Annotated in this window: 16 protein-coding genes and 2 tRNA genes; 10 read left to right on the forward strand and 8 right to left on the reverse strand. The window is 63.9% G+C overall.

Annotated features, from left to right (window positions below; all coding sequences use genetic code 11):
* From Q2M23_RS02870 to Q2M23_RS02885, 4 genes are all read right to left on the reverse strand, one after another.
* Nucleotides 1–266, reverse strand: a 266-nt coding sequence (locus Q2M23_RS02870) for a transposase (protein WP_316394138.1), incomplete at its 3' end; no start/stop codon positions are given.
* A gap of 208 nt (nt 267–474) precedes the next feature.
* Nucleotides 475–1,185: a hypothetical protein gene (locus tag Q2M23_RS02875; protein ID WP_057016449.1), complete on the reverse strand. Its 711-nt coding sequence runs from the start codon at nt 1,183–1,185 to the stop codon at nt 475–477.
* Nucleotides 1,186–1,262: 77 nt separating this feature from the next.
* Nucleotides 1,263–2,348, reverse strand: a complete 1,086-nt coding sequence (locus tag Q2M23_RS02880; RefSeq protein WP_168855912.1) for an enolase C-terminal domain-like protein — start codon at nt 2,346–2,348, stop codon at nt 1,263–1,265.
* A gap of 18 nt (nt 2,349–2,366) precedes the next feature.
* Nucleotides 2,367–3,716: a multicopper oxidase family protein gene (locus tag Q2M23_RS02885; protein ID WP_316394371.1), complete on the reverse strand. Its 1,350-nt coding sequence runs from the start codon at nt 3,714–3,716 to the stop codon at nt 2,367–2,369.
* 136 nt (nt 3,717–3,852) lie between these two features.
* Between Q2M23_RS02885 and Q2M23_RS02890 the strand changes: the two genes are divergently transcribed.
* The 5 genes from Q2M23_RS02890 to lon all read left to right on the forward strand — a co-directional run bounded on the left by Q2M23_RS02890 (nt 3,853) and on the right by lon (nt 10,805).
* Nucleotides 3,853–3,937, forward strand: a tRNA-Leu gene (locus tag Q2M23_RS02890).
* A gap of 164 nt (nt 3,938–4,101) precedes the next feature.
* Entirely contained in the window at nt 4,102–5,460 is a 1,359-nt protein-coding gene (gene tig / locus Q2M23_RS02895) for a trigger factor (protein ID WP_316394139.1), read from the forward strand.
* Nucleotides 5,461–5,700: 240 nt separating this feature from the next.
* Nucleotides 5,701–6,336 carry an ATP-dependent Clp protease proteolytic subunit gene (locus Q2M23_RS02900; RefSeq protein WP_016847729.1) on the forward strand — a complete coding sequence of 212 codons (636 nt, stop codon included), beginning with the start codon at nt 5,701–5,703 and terminating at the stop codon, nt 6,334–6,336.
* A 442-nt stretch (nt 6,337–6,778) separates the two neighbouring features.
* Nucleotides 6,779–8,053, forward strand: coding sequence for an ATP-dependent Clp protease ATP-binding subunit ClpX (gene clpX / locus Q2M23_RS02905; RefSeq protein ID WP_018271869.1), 1,275 nt, complete (start codon nt 6,779–6,781; stop codon nt 8,051–8,053).
* A 322-nt stretch (nt 8,054–8,375) separates the two neighbouring features.
* Complete coding sequence (gene lon, locus Q2M23_RS02910; protein ID WP_028333951.1) at nt 8,376–10,805, forward strand: endopeptidase La; 2,430 nt, start codon at nt 8,376–8,378, stop codon at nt 10,803–10,805.
* A gap of 65 nt (nt 10,806–10,870) precedes the next feature.
* Here the strand turns inward: lon and Q2M23_RS02915 are convergent, their stop codons facing one another.
* From Q2M23_RS02915 to Q2M23_RS02925, 3 genes are all read right to left on the reverse strand, one after another.
* A complete protein-coding gene (locus Q2M23_RS02915) occupies nt 10,871–11,530 on the reverse strand; it encodes a glutathione S-transferase family protein (protein ID WP_316394141.1) in 660 nt (219 codons plus the stop codon).
* A gap of 133 nt (nt 11,531–11,663) precedes the next feature.
* The gene (locus Q2M23_RS02920) at nt 11,664–12,875 is read right to left on the reverse strand and encodes an MFS transporter (RefSeq protein WP_316394142.1); all 1,212 of its coding nucleotides are present in this window, start codon (nt 12,873–12,875) and stop codon (nt 11,664–11,666) included.
* A gap of 1 nt (nt 12,876) precedes the next feature.
* Nucleotides 12,877–13,545, reverse strand: coding sequence for a GntR family transcriptional regulator (locus Q2M23_RS02925; RefSeq protein WP_028340149.1), 669 nt, complete (start codon nt 13,543–13,545; stop codon nt 12,877–12,879).
* A 197-nt stretch (nt 13,546–13,742) separates the two neighbouring features.
* Between Q2M23_RS02925 and Q2M23_RS02930 the strand changes: the two genes are divergently transcribed.
* A complete protein-coding gene (locus Q2M23_RS02930) occupies nt 13,743–14,153 on the forward strand; it encodes a GFA family protein (RefSeq protein ID WP_057016455.1) in 411 nt (136 codons plus the stop codon).
* A gap of 63 nt (nt 14,154–14,216) precedes the next feature.
* Nucleotides 14,217–14,293 (forward strand) — tRNA-Val (locus Q2M23_RS02935).
* Between the two features lie 163 nt (nt 14,294–14,456).
* On the opposite strand, the gene Q2M23_RS02940 is transcribed toward Q2M23_RS02935, so the two are convergent.
* The gene (locus tag Q2M23_RS02940; protein ID WP_016847733.1) at nt 14,457–14,666 is read right to left on the reverse strand and encodes a hypothetical protein; all 210 of its coding nucleotides are present in this window, start codon (nt 14,664–14,666) and stop codon (nt 14,457–14,459) included.
* A gap of 248 nt (nt 14,667–14,914) precedes the next feature.
* Between Q2M23_RS02940 and Q2M23_RS02945 the strand changes: the two genes are divergently transcribed.
* The 3 genes from Q2M23_RS02945 to Q2M23_RS02955 all read left to right on the forward strand — a co-directional run bounded on the left by Q2M23_RS02945 (nt 14,915) and on the right by Q2M23_RS02955 (nt 16,468).
* Complete coding sequence (locus Q2M23_RS02945; protein ID WP_038385060.1) at nt 14,915–15,196, forward strand: hypothetical protein; 282 nt, start codon at nt 14,915–14,917, stop codon at nt 15,194–15,196.
* Nucleotides 15,197–15,219: 23 nt separating this feature from the next.
* Entirely contained in the window at nt 15,220–15,525 is a 306-nt protein-coding gene (locus Q2M23_RS02950) for a YciI family protein (protein WP_141341002.1), read from the forward strand.
* 91 nt (nt 15,526–15,616) lie between these two features.
* Nucleotides 15,617–16,468 (forward strand): class I SAM-dependent methyltransferase, encoded by an 852-nt coding sequence (locus Q2M23_RS02955; RefSeq protein ID WP_141341001.1) that lies wholly within the window; start codon nt 15,617–15,619, stop codon nt 16,466–16,468.
* Nucleotides 16,469–16,535: the final 67 nt, after the last annotated feature.

Here is a 16,535-nt window from a genome sequence, read left to right on the forward strand (position 1 = left end):
TGGTAATAGGGGTTCTCGATCCAGCGAGCGCACAGCACCTCATCTGACAGGTTGTGCATGTGCTTCAAAATGAACAGCCCGGCGACTAGCCGCGTCGGCAAGCCCGGCTGTCCCGACCCTGCTTGGCACACCGAACTGAAGCGCTCATTCAGGATGTTCCAGTCGATCAGCGCTGCCAACCGCACCAGCGGATGACCCATGTCGATGATCTGATCAAGCGCCGGAAGCAACAGGTCTTTCTGGCGATCATCCCGCGGCTTGCTCATCGCATTCCCCAATGTCGACGACGCTGTCAGGGAATCACGAATCACCCAAAAGCAAAACCTAAAACGCAAGAAAGCGAGGTCCAATACCCCGCTTTCCTGCAAAATCGAATACTACATCAAGACCAATTCTGCTTATTTCTCAAGTCAATCCGCATTCTTCACGGACGACGACTGAGATTGCGCGCGGCGGACGGCATTCCGCCATGCCTTACGCCCTGAAGTTTCTCCGGTAGAGGTTCGGCTGCCGTCTGAGCTCGGTGCGGAGTTCGCCGACCCGCTTGGCGTCTTCCGCGGTGAACGGCGATGCCTGCGCGGTCCAGTCGTCTCGCTTGACGGGAATACATTGCGCGATCGGAGTCCCCTTGGGGAGGACGCCTCTGAAATTCCTGTCGTGCCAGTACGCCGGAAAGTGCACCCAATTGTCGGCATAGAGGTCGGAATTGACCAGGCCGCTGAGTGTGGTGAATGGCAGATCGAAGCGGTTGACGGGATGGGTGAAGTAGATCGCGTAGCCTTCCGGGGCTTCGACGGTCCACAAATTGTGGAATTTGAGAAAGAAGCGGCCCTCTTCAAACAGCGGAGTGCCGGTGACCTGACCCGGGTCGTGGAAGCCGATCGGTGAGCGTGGGAATTCCGGCGTGCCTCCCGGCGGCAGGTCCTGGTCCCAGGTGATTTCGCCGTCCTCGACCTTGAGATCGCAAACCAGCGGCAGCAAGAACCCGCAGGTCATCGCATCCACGAACGGCGGGCAGCGCTTGATGGTATCCTCGTCGTGCAGGTTGATCGAGGAGAAGGCCGTCGCCGGCATCGCCCTGAGCCAGTCGGGAACGCCCTGCGCCGCCGGTATCGGGGCCGGTATCAGTCCGTCAAGCTCCGTCGGGCAACGGAATTTGAGCGTCAGCTTGCTATTGGTCGACATTGGGCGCTCCGATTTCGGATCGACCTACATGAATGCGTCGCAAAGGTGAAGCGTGCGCTCACCGGCCAGGATCGCCGCTAGCTGACGAGATACTTCGCGACCGCCGGCTCGTTCCATTCGATGCCGAGCCCGGGACCCTTGGCGGTCACCGCGCCGTCGACGATTTCGGCGGGCCTTGTGAGGATCGCGCCGGCGAAGTCGAGGAACTCGAGCCAGTGCGCGGTCGGCGTCACCGCGAGCAGATGCGCGCTGACTTCCGCGAACAGATGGCTCGACATCGGGATCGAGGCGGCGTCGGCTTGTCCCGCGACTTGCATCCAGCCGGTGACGCCGCCGACCTTCATCACGTCGGGCATGATGAAGTCGGATGCGCCGGCCGCGATCGCTTCGGCAAAGCCGCGCGGAAACCACCAGTTCTCGCCGGCCTGGATCGGCGTCGGCGAGGTCTCGCGGACTTTTGCGTGGCCGGACAGGCTCTCCTGCGGCACCGGCTCCTCGATCCAGTGCAAATCGTAGGGCGCAAGGCGGGCGATGCGGCGGGTCGCCTCCGCCGGATCGAGCGACTGGTTGAAGTCGATCATCAACGCGATGTCGGGGCCGAGCAGGGCGCGCACGCCCTTCACGACGCGCTCGTCATTGGCGGCATCACCGTCGCCGCCTTTGATTTTTATACCGCGAAAACCCTGGTCGAGCGAGCAGCGCAGCGCGCGCTCATCGGCAACGGGATCGACCACGCCGTAGCTGTCATAGGCCTTGATCGGCTTCGCCGAGCCGCCAAGCAGTTCGACCAGCGGCCGGCCGGCGAGCTGGCCGAGCACATCCCAGTACGCCATGTCGAGTCCGGATACCGCCATGCCGACCAGGCCCTGCCAGCCGAGCAGCCGAAACTTGGCGTCCATTGCCTTGATCAGGTCGAACGGCGCGACCGGCTTGCCGATGAGCTCGCGGCCGATCTCCTCGATCAGATAGGCAAGAGGTTTAAGCGTGAGCTTGCTGTAGGCGAAGATGTAGGTGCGGCCGGTAACGCCTTGGTCAGTCTCGACATCGATCAGAACCAGCGGGCCGGAATCGATCACGCCGAAGGCGTTCTTCACAGGGCGCTTGAGCGGCACCACGACGCTTCGCGCCTTGACTGCGCGGATCGCTGCAACTGTCTGGCTCATGGACGTTTCCTCTTCTTGTTATTGGACACTGTACCATCGGACGAGCCGCGGCGCGGCCCAGTCGGTCGCGACCTGCTCGATCAGATAGCGGCCCGGATATTCGGCGAGGAAGGCGATGCGCTGGGTCTGGCCTGGCTCGATCGCGAGCGTGTCGAGCCAGAACGGCTTCCAGCCGTCGTCGAGCCGGTCGAGCAGACGGAAGTGATGGCCGTGCAGATGAAAGACGCTGGCGATCGGGCCGCGGTTGGTCAGCGCCAGCACCACCGGCCGGCCGGCTTTGGCCTGAAAGGCCGGCGCGGCCGATGGCTTGAAGTCCGCCGTGCGGAACCATTCGGTCGGCGTGCCGAGGGTTAGCTCGAACCTTGCGGCGCTCTTGAGATCGAGCTGGGCGGGCATGTCGTTGCCGGGCAGCGGCGGAGCCGGCGGGAACGGCGCCGGCCGCAGCGGCGGGTCGTTCGAGATGGCCAGCTTGCCGACCGGGCGGGCCTGCGTGCCGTCGTGCAGCAGGATCGGAAAGCTGGTTCCGGCCGGTCCGGCCGCGTCGACGAACACATCGGTGCGGCCGCCGGGAGCCAGTACCAGCGCACCGTTGCGGGCCGGAAACGGTTCGGCCGGCTGGCCGTCGATGGCCATCACACGGACATCGAGGTTCTCCAGCTTGATCGCCAGCACGCTGCGTTGGCTGCCATTGATGAAGCGGAGTCTGAGGCGGGCATTGGCCGGTGCCGAGATGTCGTATGAGGTTTTGCCGTTAATCGTATGAATTTGCGTCGAATCTTTTGGATCATTGCCGGCCGGGATTGCGCTTCCGTCCGGTCGCAGGCGCCACTCCTCGATCAGCAAGACCTCGTCGCGATCGACCGCAACCGGCGAGGTGCCGGTCACGATCAGCGGCCGCGGCCGTGCCGGCGCCGTGCTGCCATCGCCGATCAGCGGCTCGCACAGGAAGGTGCCGGCATGCCGAAGCGGCAGCTGGAAGCTATCCTTTGCCCCGGCGGCAAGCCGCGCCCGGGAGGCCAGTGGCTCCGCCGCCGCGACGCCGTCGAGCCCGCGGCAATCCAGCGCGGCCGCGACCGGCAGTTCATTGCCAAAGGTCACGTCGAGGACCTCGCCGCGCTTGAAGCGGAGGTCGCCGCTGCCGAGCGACCAGACCGGTATCTCCGGTCCGCCAGGACCCGGTCCGTCCGGACGAAGCGAGATGCGGTCAGGTTTGGCCTGGAGCGCGACCGCGATCCGGCCCTGCGCCGCGACGGTGGCCGGCAGAGCGGGGCAAAACGCCGCGGCGCCGAGGGCGGCGATCAGATCGCGCCGGGTGAGGGAAAATTCGGGACTTGCGGGAGGACTTGCCATCCAGCCGATGCGGACCATTTTCAAGAGTACCTGTCCAGTCGCGATCGGTCGCAGGGCGGGCTCAACAGCGGCCATTTTTTTACTGCGAACCGGTGGGCGCATGTTATAAGCCCGGCCGCCCGCGGCATCGCGGCCGGACTGGGATGCTTTTCGCGCGGGCGTGGCGGAACTGGTAGACGCGCTGGATTTAGGTTCCAGTGACGAAAGTTGTGGGGGTTCGAGTCCCTCCGCCCGCACCAAGCGCTTACAGCGTTTGCATGACGAATTCTTGGAGAACCTTTGGCCCCGATGGGGTGAGGGTTCGCCGAACCCACAGACGTTAGGCCGCAAGGCCCATCGTCGAACAGATTGAACACTGCCACGGCCGCTCGGGCCGCGGCAAAAGCGGAAGAAGATTGATACCATGCAGGTCACCGAGACCCTCAACGAGGGATTGAAGCACGAATTCAAGATCAGCGTCCCGGCATCCGATCTCGATGCCAAGGCGGACGCCAAGCTGGTCGACCTCAAGGACAAGGTCCGTCTCAACGGCTTCCGTCCCGGCAAGGTGCCGGTGGCGCATCTCAAGAAGATCTACGGCCGCTCGGTGATGGCCGAGACCATCGACCAGACCATCAGCGACACCAACCGGCAGATCTTCGAGGATCGCGGCTTCCGTCTCGCCGGCGAGCCGAAGATCACGATGCCGACCGAGAAGGACCAGGTCGAGGAATTGCTGTCGGGCAAGACCGACCTGACCTACACCGTCGCGATCGAGGTCGTGCCGCCGATCCAGCTCGCCGATTTCAAGTCGTTCTCGGTCGAGAAGCCGGTGGTCGACGTCTCCGACGCCGATGTCGACGATGCCATCAAGCGGATCGCGGAAGGCAGCCGCCCGTACAATGCCAAGACCGAGGGCGGGGCGGAGAAGGGCGACCGCGTCACCATCAGCTTCAAGGGCACCATCAACGGTGAAGCCTTCGAGGGCGGCACCAGCGAGGGCATCCAGGTCGTGATCGGCGCCGGCCAGTTCATCCCGGGCTTCGAGGAGCAGCTCATCGGCATCGGCACCAATGAGACTCGCACGCTGAAGGTCTCGTTCCCGAAGAACTATCTGAACGAGAAGCTCGCCGGCCAGCCGGCCGAGTTCGAGACCACCGCGACGCTGATCGAGGCGCCCGGTGAGACCACGATCGACGACGAGTTCGCCAAGACGCTTGGTCTGGAGTCGCTCGACAAGCTGAAGGAAGCCGCCCGCGAGCGTCTGACGGCCGAGTTCGCCGGCGCCACCCGCCAGAAGGTCAAGCGCGCGCTGCTCGACCGGCTCGACGAGAGCCACAAATTCGAGGCGCCGCCGTCGCTTGTCACCGAAGAGTTCAATCTGATGTGGAACTCGATCAAGGCCGAGATGGACTCGTCCGGCAAGACCTTCGCCGACGAGAACACCACCGAGGAAGCGGCAAAGGAGGAGTACCACAAGATCGCCGACCGCCGCGTCCGCCTCGGCCTCGTGCTGTCGGAGATCGGCGAGAAGAACAAGATTACCGTGACCGACGACGAGGTGTCGCGCGCCGTGATCGAGCGCGCGCGCCAGATGCCCGGCCGCGAGAAGGAAGTTTGGGACTACTACCGCAGCAACGCCCAGGCGTTGGCCCAGCTCCGCGCCCCGATTTACGAGGACAAGGTTGTCGACTTCGTCCTGGAGCTCGCCAATGTGACCGAGAAGAAGGTCACCAAGGAGGAGCTGTTCAAGGATGAAGACGCCGAGAAAACTGCCGCTTAATTTCGGCACCTCGCGTTAATGATGAACCGCGAAAGCGCGCCTCGCGACGGGTCCCGTCGCTAGGCGCGAAGACGCGAATCAGCTTGAAGGTCTGCGACCTGCCCAGGTGGCTAGTGCGGCGAGTTGACGGCCTTGTCGGCCGGAAATTGGCCCATATCTGGGTTAAGCCTTGAGGCAGTAGTCTTGAGCCAAGTAGTCTTGAGCAAAGTTCTGCATCACCCCTAACCCTTGGGTTCTTTCATGCGCGATCCCGTTGAAACCTACATGAACCTCGTGCCGATGGTCGTCGAGCAGACCAATCGCGGCGAACGCGCCTACGACATTTTCTCGCGCCTGCTGAAAGAGCGCATCATCTTCGTCACCGGTCCGGTGGAAGACGGCATGTCGACGCTGATCGTCGCGCAGTTGCTGTTCCTCGAGGCCGAGAATCCGAAGAAGGAAATCTCGATGTACATCAACTCGCCGGGTGGCGTGGTGACGTCGGGTCTTGCGATCTACGACACGATGCAGTTCATCCGTCCGCCGGTATCGACGCTGTGCACCGGGCAGGCGGCCTCGATGGGCTCGCTGCTGCTGGCTGCGGGCGAGAAGGACATGCGCTTCACGCTGCCGAATTCCCGCATCATGGTGCACCAACCCTCCGGCGGCTTCCAGGGTCAGGCCACCGACATCATGCTGCACGCGCAGGAGATCCTGAATCTCAAGAAGCGCCTCAACGAAATCTACGTGAAGCATACCGGTCAGACCTACAAGGCGATCGAGGACGCGCTGGAGCGCGACAAGTTCCTCACCGCCGAGGACGCCAAGGCGTTCGGCCTCGTCGACAAGGTCATCGACAAGCGTCCGGACGATCCGGCCGCCGCGAAGGCGGCCTGATCTGGGCAGGCATCTCGAGGCGTCGGTGTGATCTCCACATTGACGCCTCACATAACCGGCAAAAGCAGGGTGCTGGACCCGCCGGCGGGTGCATGCGCACAGCGGAAAGTTCCGCTTTCGTGCTCATATACCGACGTGGTAATCCCGCAACGTTCCGTGGATTTCGACGCGTATTCCACGTGCGATCGTTGAAAATCACGGTATTGTCACGGTCTTGAGCCGGCCATCCGATTAGCGAATTCTTGATAGTCGGGTGCCAGCATGGTTGGCTGTGATGCATCGGCTATGATCGCGGAGATTCGAATAAACCGTGATCCACACGGTCAGTATTGCGTAAGGGTCTTTTTTGGTACGGAATTTGCTCTATCTACCCAACAGCCCGGTTGTGTGCCGGATTGGGTCGATCTGGCAAACAAGATCGAACGGCGGACGGAGATAATGAATGAGTAAGGTCGGCACGAGCGACGCCAAGAACACGCTATATTGCTCGTTCTGCGGCAAGAGCCAGCATGAAGTTCGCAAGCTGATTGCCGGACCGACTGTCTTCATTTGCGACGAGTGTGTCGAACTGTGCATGGACATCATTCGCGAGGAGAACAAGTCCTCGCTGGTGAAGTCGCGCGACGGCATCCCGACGCCGAAGGAAATCTGCAAGGTCCTGGACGACTACGTGATCGGCCAGAGCCATGCCAAGAAGGTGCTGTCGGTCGCCGTCCACAACCACTACAAGCGGCTCAACCATCAGACCAAGCACAACGACGTCGAACTGGCGAAGTCGAACATTTTGCTGATCGGTCCGACCGGTTCGGGCAAGACGCTGCTCGCGCAGACGCTGGCCCGCATCCTCGACGTGCCCTTCACCATGGCTGACGCGACGACGCTGACTGAAGCCGGCTATGTCGGCGAGGACGTCGAGAACATCATCCTGAAGCTGCTGCAGGCCGCCGACTACAACGTCGAGCGTGCGCAGCGCGGCATCGTCTATATCGACGAAATCGACAAGATCAGCCGCAAATCGGACAACCCCTCGATCACCCGCGATGTGTCGGGCGAGGGCGTCCAGCAGGCGCTGCTGAAGATCATGGAAGGCACTGTGGCCTCGGTCCCGCCGCAGGGCGGCCGCAAGCATCCGCAGCAGGAGTTCCTGCAGGTAGATACCACCAATATCCTGTTCATCTGCGGCGGTGCGTTCTCGGGCCTCGAGAAGATCATCTCCGCGCGCGGCCGCTCGACCTCGATCGGCTTCGCGGCGCAGGTGCTCGCGCCGGAGGACCGCCGCACCGGCGAGATCTTCCGTCACGTCGAGCCGGAAGATCTGCTGAAGTATGGCCTGATCCCGGAATTCGTCGGCCGTCTGCCCGTCGTTGCGACGCTGGAGGACCTCGACGAGACCTCGCTGAAGAAGATCCTGACCGATCCGAAGAACGCGCTGGTGAAGCAGTACCAGCGGCTGTTCGAGATGGAGAACATCGAGCTGACCTTCGCCGACGAGGCGCTTGGCGCGGTCGCCCGCAAGGCGATCGAGCGCAAGACCGGCGCGCGCGGCCTGCGGTCGATCCTGGAGAGCATCCTGCTCGAAACCATGTTCGATCTCCCGGGCCTGGAAGGCGTCGAGGAAGTCGTGATCTCGCGCGAGGTCGTCGAGGGAACGGCGCGTCCACTCTACATCTACGCGGATCGTTCCGACCGCGCCGTCGAGAGCAGCGCGAGCGCCTAAACGGCGCTCGTCTCGACCCGCCAAAAATGCACGGCTGCCGGACGCTCCGGCGGCCGCCGTGGCGCAGCAGCGGCGCCCTTACGGCGTAGCAGCAAATGCTTGTTTAGCCTATATTTCCCGACACTTCTGAGACTTGACACCCCCCCGCCTGATAGCCACCTAATGCTATCGGTGAGGGATCTCATCCGTTGAGATTCGTCGCTTCACGATGCGGAATAAGCGGCTGCCGACGGCATTCTCATTCCGCATCACCAAGGCACCTTGTGGCGGTTGCGCAAGCAGGCGGACTGCGTGCAAGGGGGCACAACAAAAGGATTAGGCCATGACGACCTCAAAACCCCGGCCAACGATCGTCCACGGCGAAAGCCACTCCTATCCGGTGCTGCCGCTCCGCGACATCGTCGTCTTCCCGCACATGATCGTGCCGCTCTTCGTCGGCCGCGAGAAATCGATCCGCGCGCTCGAAGAGGTGATGAAGAACGACGCGCTGATCATGCTCGCGACGCAGAAGAACGCGTCCGATGACGATCCGGCACCCGATTCAATTTACGAGACCGGTACGCTCGCCAGCGTCCTGCAGCTCCTGAAACTGCCCGACGGCACCGTCAAGGTGCTGGTCGAGGGCCTCGAGCGCGCGCGCGTCGAGAAGTATTCCGACCGCAGCGAATATTATGAGGCGACCGCGGTCGCGCTCGCCGACACTGACGCCAACTCGGTCGAAGCCGAGGCCCTGGCGCGGTCGGTCGTGTCCGACTTCGAAAGCTATGTGAAGCTGAACAAGAAGATCTCCGCCGAAGTCGTCGGCGTGGTTCAGGCGATCACCGATTTCGCCAAGCTCGGCGATACCGTTGCCTCGCATCTCGCGGTCAAGATTGCCGATCGGCAAGCGATCCTGGAGACGTTGTCCGTCACGCAGCGCCTGGAGAAGGTGCTGGGCCTGATGGAGAGCGAGATCTCGGTGTTGCAGGTCGAGAAGCGCATCCGCTCGCGCGTCAAGCGCCAGATGGAGAAGACCCAGCGCGAGTATTACCTGAACGAGCAGATGAAGGCGATCCAGAAGGAGCTCGGCGACGACGAAGGTCGCGACGAGCTGGCCGATCTGGAGGAGAAGATCTCCAAGACCAAGCTGTCCAAGGAAGCGCGCGAGAAGGCCCAGCACGAGCTGAAGAAGCTGCGCCAGATGTCGCCGATGTCCGCGGAAGCGACCGTCGTGCGCAACTATCTGGACTGGCTGCTGTCGATCCCGTGGGGCAAGAAGTCCAAGGTCAAGAAGGACCTCGAGGCCGCGCAGGCGGTGCTGGACTCCGATCACTACGGACTCGAGAAGGTCAAGGACCGTATCGTCGAGTATCTCGCGGTGCAGTCGCGCGCCAACAAGCTGACCGGACCGATCCTGTGCCTGGTCGGGCCTCCCGGCGTCGGCAAGACCTCGCTCGGCAAGTCGATCGCGAAGGCCACGGGGCGCGAATTCGTGCGCGTGTCGCTCGGCGGCGTGCGTGACGAGGCCGAGATCCGCGGTCACCGCCGCACCTATATCGGCTCGATGCCCGGCAAGATCATCCAGTCGATGCGCAAGGCGAAGACCTCGAACCCGCTGTTCCTGCTGGACGAGATCGACAAGATGGGCGCCGATTTCCGCGGCGATCCGTCGTCGGCGCTGCTTGAGGTCTTGGACCCCGAGCAGAACTCGACCTTCAACGACCACTACCTGGAGGTCGACTACGACCTGTCCAACGTGATGTTCATCACGACCGCGAATACGCTGAATATTCCGGGCCCGCTGATGGACCGCATGGAGATCATCCGGATCGCCGGCTACACGGAGAACGAGAAGGTCGAGATCGCGCGCAAGCATCTGATCCCGAGCGCGCTCTCCAAGCACGGTCTGGACTCCAAGGAATGGTCGATCGACGACGCGGCCTTGCTCTTGATGATCCGCCGCTACACCCGCGAAGCGGGCGTGCGTAACCTGGAGCGTGAGCTCTCCACACTCGCCCGCAAGGCGGTGAAGGAGCTGATGATCTCCAAGAAGAAGTCGGTGAAGGTCACCGAGGCGAACATCGAAGAGTTCCTCGGCGTTCCGAAGTATCGCTTCGGCGAGATCGACGACGAGGATCAGGTCGGTATCGTCACCGGTCTGGCCTGGACCGATGTCGGCGGCGAGTTGCTCACCATTGAAGGCGTCATGATGCCCGGCAAGGGCAAGATGACCGTCACGGGCAATCTGCGCGATGTGATGAAGGAGTCGATCTCGGCGGCGGCGTCCTACGTCCGCTCGCGTGCGATCGTCTACGGCATCGAACCGCCGATGTTCGACCGCCGCGACATCCACGTTCACGTGCCGGAGGGCGCGACGCCGAAGGACGGTCCGTCTGCCGGCGTTGCGATGGCCACCGCGATCATCTCGGTCATGACCGGCATTCCGGTCCGCCACGATGTCGCGATGACCGGCGAGATCACGCTGCGTGGTCGCGTGCTGCCGATCGGCGGTCTGAAGGAGAAGCTCCTGGCCGCCGCCCGCGGCGGCATCAAGACGGTGCTGATCCCGGAGGACAACGCCAAGGATCTCACGGAGATTTCCGATGCGATCAAGGGCGGCATGGACATTATTCCGGTCTCGCGGCTGGATGAGGTCGTCGCCAAGGCGCTGGTCCGCGTGCCCGCGCCGATCGTCTGGGAAGAGGAGACCAGCAAGGTCGACGTCAAGCCCGATGCTTCCGATGAAGCGTCCGGCGGCCTGACGGCGCACTGAGCGAGCTCAGATCGACATAAGAAAACGGCGCCTTCGGGCGCCGTTTTTGTTTTCGCTGTTCGCGATCAGGTCGGGAAGGCTGCGGCTCTGTCCGCGGCGGCAAAGTGCGCCATCTGATCGGCATGCGCTTTTGCGAAAGCCGGCCGGGCCGTGGCGCGCGCAACGTAGTCGCGACACGCGGGATATTCCGCCAGTCCGTCGAAGCGGTCGACCAGGCGCAGCACATCCGCCATGAGAATGTCGGCGACGGAGAATGCCCCGGCCAGCCATTTGCGGCCCGCGAGCACCGGCTCCATGTGCCTGAGCCGGGATTGCAGGAAGCCGTCGAAGCGTGTCCATGCCGACGTGCCGCCGCTCTCGCCCGAGAATACCAGGAGCGACCAGGGCAGGCTCGCCATCTCGACCGAGTTGAGCGCTGCGAACAGCCATTTCAAAGAATCGTTGCGTTGGTGCGGATCGGTCGGCAGCAGCGCGTCGCTGCGCTCGCCGAGATGCAGCAGGATCGCGCCGCTCTCGAAGATCGAGATGTCGCCGTCGGTCAGCCACGGCACCTGGCCGAACGGCTGGTGCGCGAAGTGCTCGGCGCTCCGATCGCGAAATGGCACGCTCACGACGCGATACGGCAAGCGCGCCACTTCCAGTGCCCAGCGCACCCGGAGGTCGCGCACAAATCCCCGCGGCATCTCCGGAACCCAATCGAAGGTGGTCAGGGTCAGGTCGGCCATTGGGTATCTCCATTTGCTGGCTTCACAGGCAAAAGGACGAACGAATGGCGCGCGTTCCGACACCCCGACGGGCTTTTTCGTCGTTGCGGTACGGAACGATCGAGTTGCCGACGTGGGTACGCCGGCGCCGGAACTAGTCTTTCCTCTCGACGACGAAATTGCCGATCGCGCCGAGTGCCATCAGCACGCTGGTGCCGAGGAACACTGCGGGCATGCCGATATGGCCGCCGATGAAGCCGCCGCCGAGCGGGCCGATAACCTGGCCGGCATATTGCGCCGAGATCGAATAGCCGAGCATGCTGCCGGTGACCGCATCGGGCACGTTGTGCCGGATCACGCTCGCGATGCAGGGCAGGAGGCCGCCGAGCGCGAGCCCCATCAGGAAGCGCAGCAGGATCAACTGCCAGCCGCTGACCACGAAGGCCTGCGGGATCAACAGCAGCGCGGAGACAGCAAGGCAGATGGTGATGATCCGCCAGTGGCCGACCCGATCGGCCAGCTTGCCGAGATGCGAGGACGACAAGAGGCTGCCGAACGCCGCCGCCGACATCACGAGGCCCGCGACGAACGTCACCTGCGGTGCTTCGACCAATTGCGCGACATAGACCGTGATGATCGGCTCGATCGACATGTTGGCGGCCATCAGCAGCAGGCCGGTTCCCCACATCGCGACGACGGGGCGCTTGTCCGGGACCAGCGACCAGCCGCCACGCGCCTTGCCGCCTTTCGCGGTCTTCGGGCGTGCTTCCTCGCGGATCAAAAAGGTCGTGCCGAGGAAGGTGAAGAAGATGACGCCGCCGATCAGGAAGAATGTCGCGCGGATGCCGATCAGGCCCGGCAGCACGCCGCCGATCAAGGGACCGACCAGGCTGCCGGCCATGATGCCGGCCGACAGCACGCCGATCGCCCAGCCGGACCGCGCTTTCGGCGTCTGCGCCGCGACCAGCACGGTCGAACCCGACGCGTAGCCGCCGAGCAGGCCGGTCAGCAGCCGCAGGCCGACCAGCTCATAGACGTTGTGCGCCATGCCGATCAGCGACATCGCGATCGCCATGCCGAGGCTGGCGCGGATCAGCATCAGCTTGCGGCCGTAGCGATCGGCGAGCCGTCCCCACAGCGGCGCCGTCAGCGCCGCGCTGAAGAAGGTTGCGCCATAGGCGACGCCCGACCATTGCACGATCGCGGCATGATCGGTCACTCCGAGCTGCTCGACATAGAGCGGCAGGAACGGCAGCAGCAGTGTCATCCCCACGATTGTCGTGAAGGAGCCGAACACGCAGACGATCAAATTGCGTTTCCAGGGGCCCGCGTCGAGCAGGGCTTCGCGATCGACTTCGATGTTCATGTCAGCGCAGCCCGATCACGGCGAAGCCGCGCGCTCGCAGGCCGCGGCGATCCTCGTTCAGCGAACGCAGCAGGCGATCACGGGTATCGGTGATGTGGTCGGCGGCCTCGCGCGCGGCGGCCTCCGGATCGTTGGCCTTGATGAAGCCGAGGATGCGCCGGTGCTCGCGCCAGGCCTGCTCACGCGAGGGCTCGGTCCACACTTCCAGCCAGCGCGCCCGCGACAGCCTCGTCATGGCGCCGGCGATCGCCTTGACGATGAAGGGATTGCCGGAGAGCCGCGCGATCTCGACATGGAAATCGGTGCCGACCCGATGCCATTCCTCGCGCGGTGCGCCGGACTGGCAGGCATCCAGCATCTCCTCGACGCCGGCGATATCGGCTGCGCTCGCCCGCGCGCAGGCGAGGCGCACCGCCGTCGTCTCCAGCGGAATCCGGAACTCGGCCAGCGCCTCCAGCTCACCGAGGTCGATCGGTGCGACGATCCAGTTGCGGCCGTCGCGGCGCACCAGCTCTTCGCCTTCGAGCCGGACCAGCGCGGCACGGATCGGCGTGCGCGACCCCTCGAACCGGCTCTCCAGCCAGCGCTCGGTCAGTCGCTCGCCGGGCCCCAGGTCGAGCGACAGGATCATCTCCCGGAGCTGGTCATGAATCTGAAGCATCTGCGACATGGCGCCGTCCTTTGGCCGCTCGTTGGCGGCGCGGAATCTACATCAGGCGGCTTTCGTATCCCGATTTGGTATCCCAAACAAGGCGCCTATGGGATACCACGTTGCTCCGTTAAAGGAGGTGGGCCGAGAGCCAGGCCCTGGACGATGGAACCGCGCCCACGGCGGTTGCTTTGTTTGACGGAATTGGAGAGCGCTACATGCGTATCGACGGGCAATGCCATTGCGGGGCTATCACCTATCAGGCCGAGATCGACCCCGAATGCGTCTCGATCTGTCATTGCACGGACTGCCAGGCGCTGACCGGCTCGCCCTACCGCGTCACGGTGATCTGCGACGCCGAACAGGTGCGGCTGATCGGAGGTGCGCCGAAGGTCTACGGCAAGCGGGGCGATAACGGCCGAATCCGCTTCCAGCACTTTTGCGGCGATTGCGGTTCGCCGCTGTTTACGAGCGGCGAGGACGGCGGGCCCGACGACTGGGGCATCCGCTGGGGCAGCATTCGCCAACGCGGCCAATTGAGCCCGCGACGCCAGGTCTGGTGCCGCTCCGCTGCGCCATGGATCAATGATCTCAAGGAATTGCCAGCGCACCCCAAGGACTGGAGCTGACGGATTGAGGTTTTGCGGCCTTGCGCCTCGGGGGCAGGCGAGGCTAAAGAGGCGCGCAGGTAAGGGCGGCTAGCTCAGCTGGTTAGAGCATCTCGTTTACACCGAGAGGGTCGGGAGTTCGAATCTCTCGCCGCCTACCAGCCTTCGCACCTCACGGGCTACGGCTGGGCAAGCCAGCCTGTGAGCACGAATTCATCCGCTTGTTCGGTTCGCAGGGCGAAGGCTGTCGCACCGAAGCTCGAAGAGCGCAGGCGGACCGGCTGCCTGAATGTGCGGGCGTGCTTCCCCGTTTTGGATCCAGCCCTATGGCTGAAGCATCCTGATGGTCGCGATCGGCCACTTCCCGATGTGGCCCTTGATCGAGATGCGCAACCCATGAGATTCGTCGAGAAACACGCCCTCGACGGTCCCTGCGGTTCCATCGGTGAGAACCGCGGCTCGTCCGACCAGCTCGGCCTCCGCTTGCACATGCTCGCGCAGGATGACGGTGGCGCGGTGTTTCACGAGCTGCAAAGCGGCCTCTGGTTGATGAGCCCTACGGAGTAAGGCCATTGCATCGCTCTCGGTGAACGCGCGGAGAGGGCGCGATCCCGGCCGTGGAGTAGTCTCATGGGGATGGCCGGGACCGCGCTTGCTCCGCGCTGGCGTGCCGAATGTCATTCGATCCCCGATGGTGCGAAAGGTGCCGAAAGTCACGCGCTCCGATTTGATGCCGACGCTGCAGCGATGCTATTCTGTCCGCCTAACCGGGAACTTGATGCATGCGCAAACTCGCCGCGATTTTTCTTCTCACCATGATTGCCGGACCCGCATTCGCACAGTCGGATCACGTTCAGCGCTATCGCGAAGAGGTCGAGAAGTCGCCGGCCGATGCGGCCAACGAGGCGCGCCAGCAGCGCGCCTATCAGCGGGCGCTCAGTGGTGTGCCGGATCAGAAGCCGACCGATCCCTGGGGCATCGCGCGCAGCGACGGGCAGGGCGCGCCCAAGGCGAATGCCGCGAAGCCGAAACCGGCCAAGCCCACGAGCGCAGCCGCCAAATAGAGCTCCGAGCGCGGATCAGGTCGATGAAATACTACGTCTGCAAATTGACCGGACCGCGCCCGACCTTTCCTCAGGATATGGCGCCGCAGGAAGCCGCCATCATGCAGGCGCACGTCGCCTATTGCGGCGAACTGCTGCAGGCCGGCAAGGCGCTGGTGTTCGGACCGGTCGCCGATCCCGCCGGGGTCTGGGGACTCGGCGTGCTGCAGTTGCCTGACGATGCCGATCCGCAGGAGATCGTCGCCAACGATCCCGTCACCAAGGCCGATGCCGGATTCACCTATCAGCTGATGCCGATGCTGCGCGCCGCGACGCGCGAGACTTGCTAGGGCATGATCCGGAAAAGTGCGAAGCGGTATTCCGAAAAGGATCATGCCCAAGCATGAGACGACAGAAGCTTCCTAACGAGGTTTGGATCGCATGAACGCTGGCCATCCGCAGAACGCCGACCAGATTGCTTATTGGAACGGGCCGGGCGGTCAGCGCTGGGCCACACGGCAGGCCGCGCAGGATATCGTGCTGCAGCCGGTGCTCGACCTCCTGATCGATCGTGCCGCGCCGAAAGCCGGCGAACGCGTCGTCGATGTCGGCTGTGGCAGCGGCGCCTCGAGCTTCGCGCTGGCGGCCAAGGTCGCGCCCACAGGTCACGTGCTCGGCGTCGATGTCTCGGAGCCGATGCTGACGCGGGCGCGGCAGAGCGCGCCGCAGGGTTTGCCGGTCGAGTTCGCGCTGGCCGACGCGACCATCTATCCGTTTGTCAGCGAGAGCTTCGATCTGTTGGCCTCGCGCTTTGGCGTGATGTTCTTTGCCGATCCCGTGACGTCGTTCGCCAATCTGCGCAAGGCGATGAAGCCGACCGGCCGTCTCGCCTTCGTCTGCTGGCAGGAGCCGCGCGAAAATCCGTTCTTCATGACGCCGCTTGCTGCCGTCTACAAGCACGTGCCGAAACTGCCGCCGCTAGGGCCCGAGGATCCCGGCCCGTTCGCGTTCGCCTCCGAGGCCCGGGTGAAGCGGATCCTGGGCGAAGCCGGCTTCTCCGGCATTGCCATGGAGCCGTGCCGGGTTGAGCTTGATGTCGCGACCGGGCGCGGCATCGATGCCGCGATACAGGGCGCGCTCGAGATCGGGCCGGCCAGCCGCGCGCTGGAAGGGCACCCTGATGAGGTGCGCGCTGCGGCGATCGCCTCGATGCGCGAGGCGCTGGCGCCTTTCTTGAAGGGCGATGCGGTGCTGCTGCCCGGCGCGATCTGGATCGTGACCGCGCGGGCATAGAACTCTCGGGACCAAGCACTCCGTCATTGTGCGCGCGAGCAAGCAATCCATCGCGCCGCATATGTGC

Source organism: Bradyrhizobium sp. 33ap4 (assembly GCF_032654765.1).
GTDB lineage: Bacteria > Pseudomonadota > Alphaproteobacteria > Rhizobiales > Xanthobacteraceae > Bradyrhizobium > Bradyrhizobium australafricanum.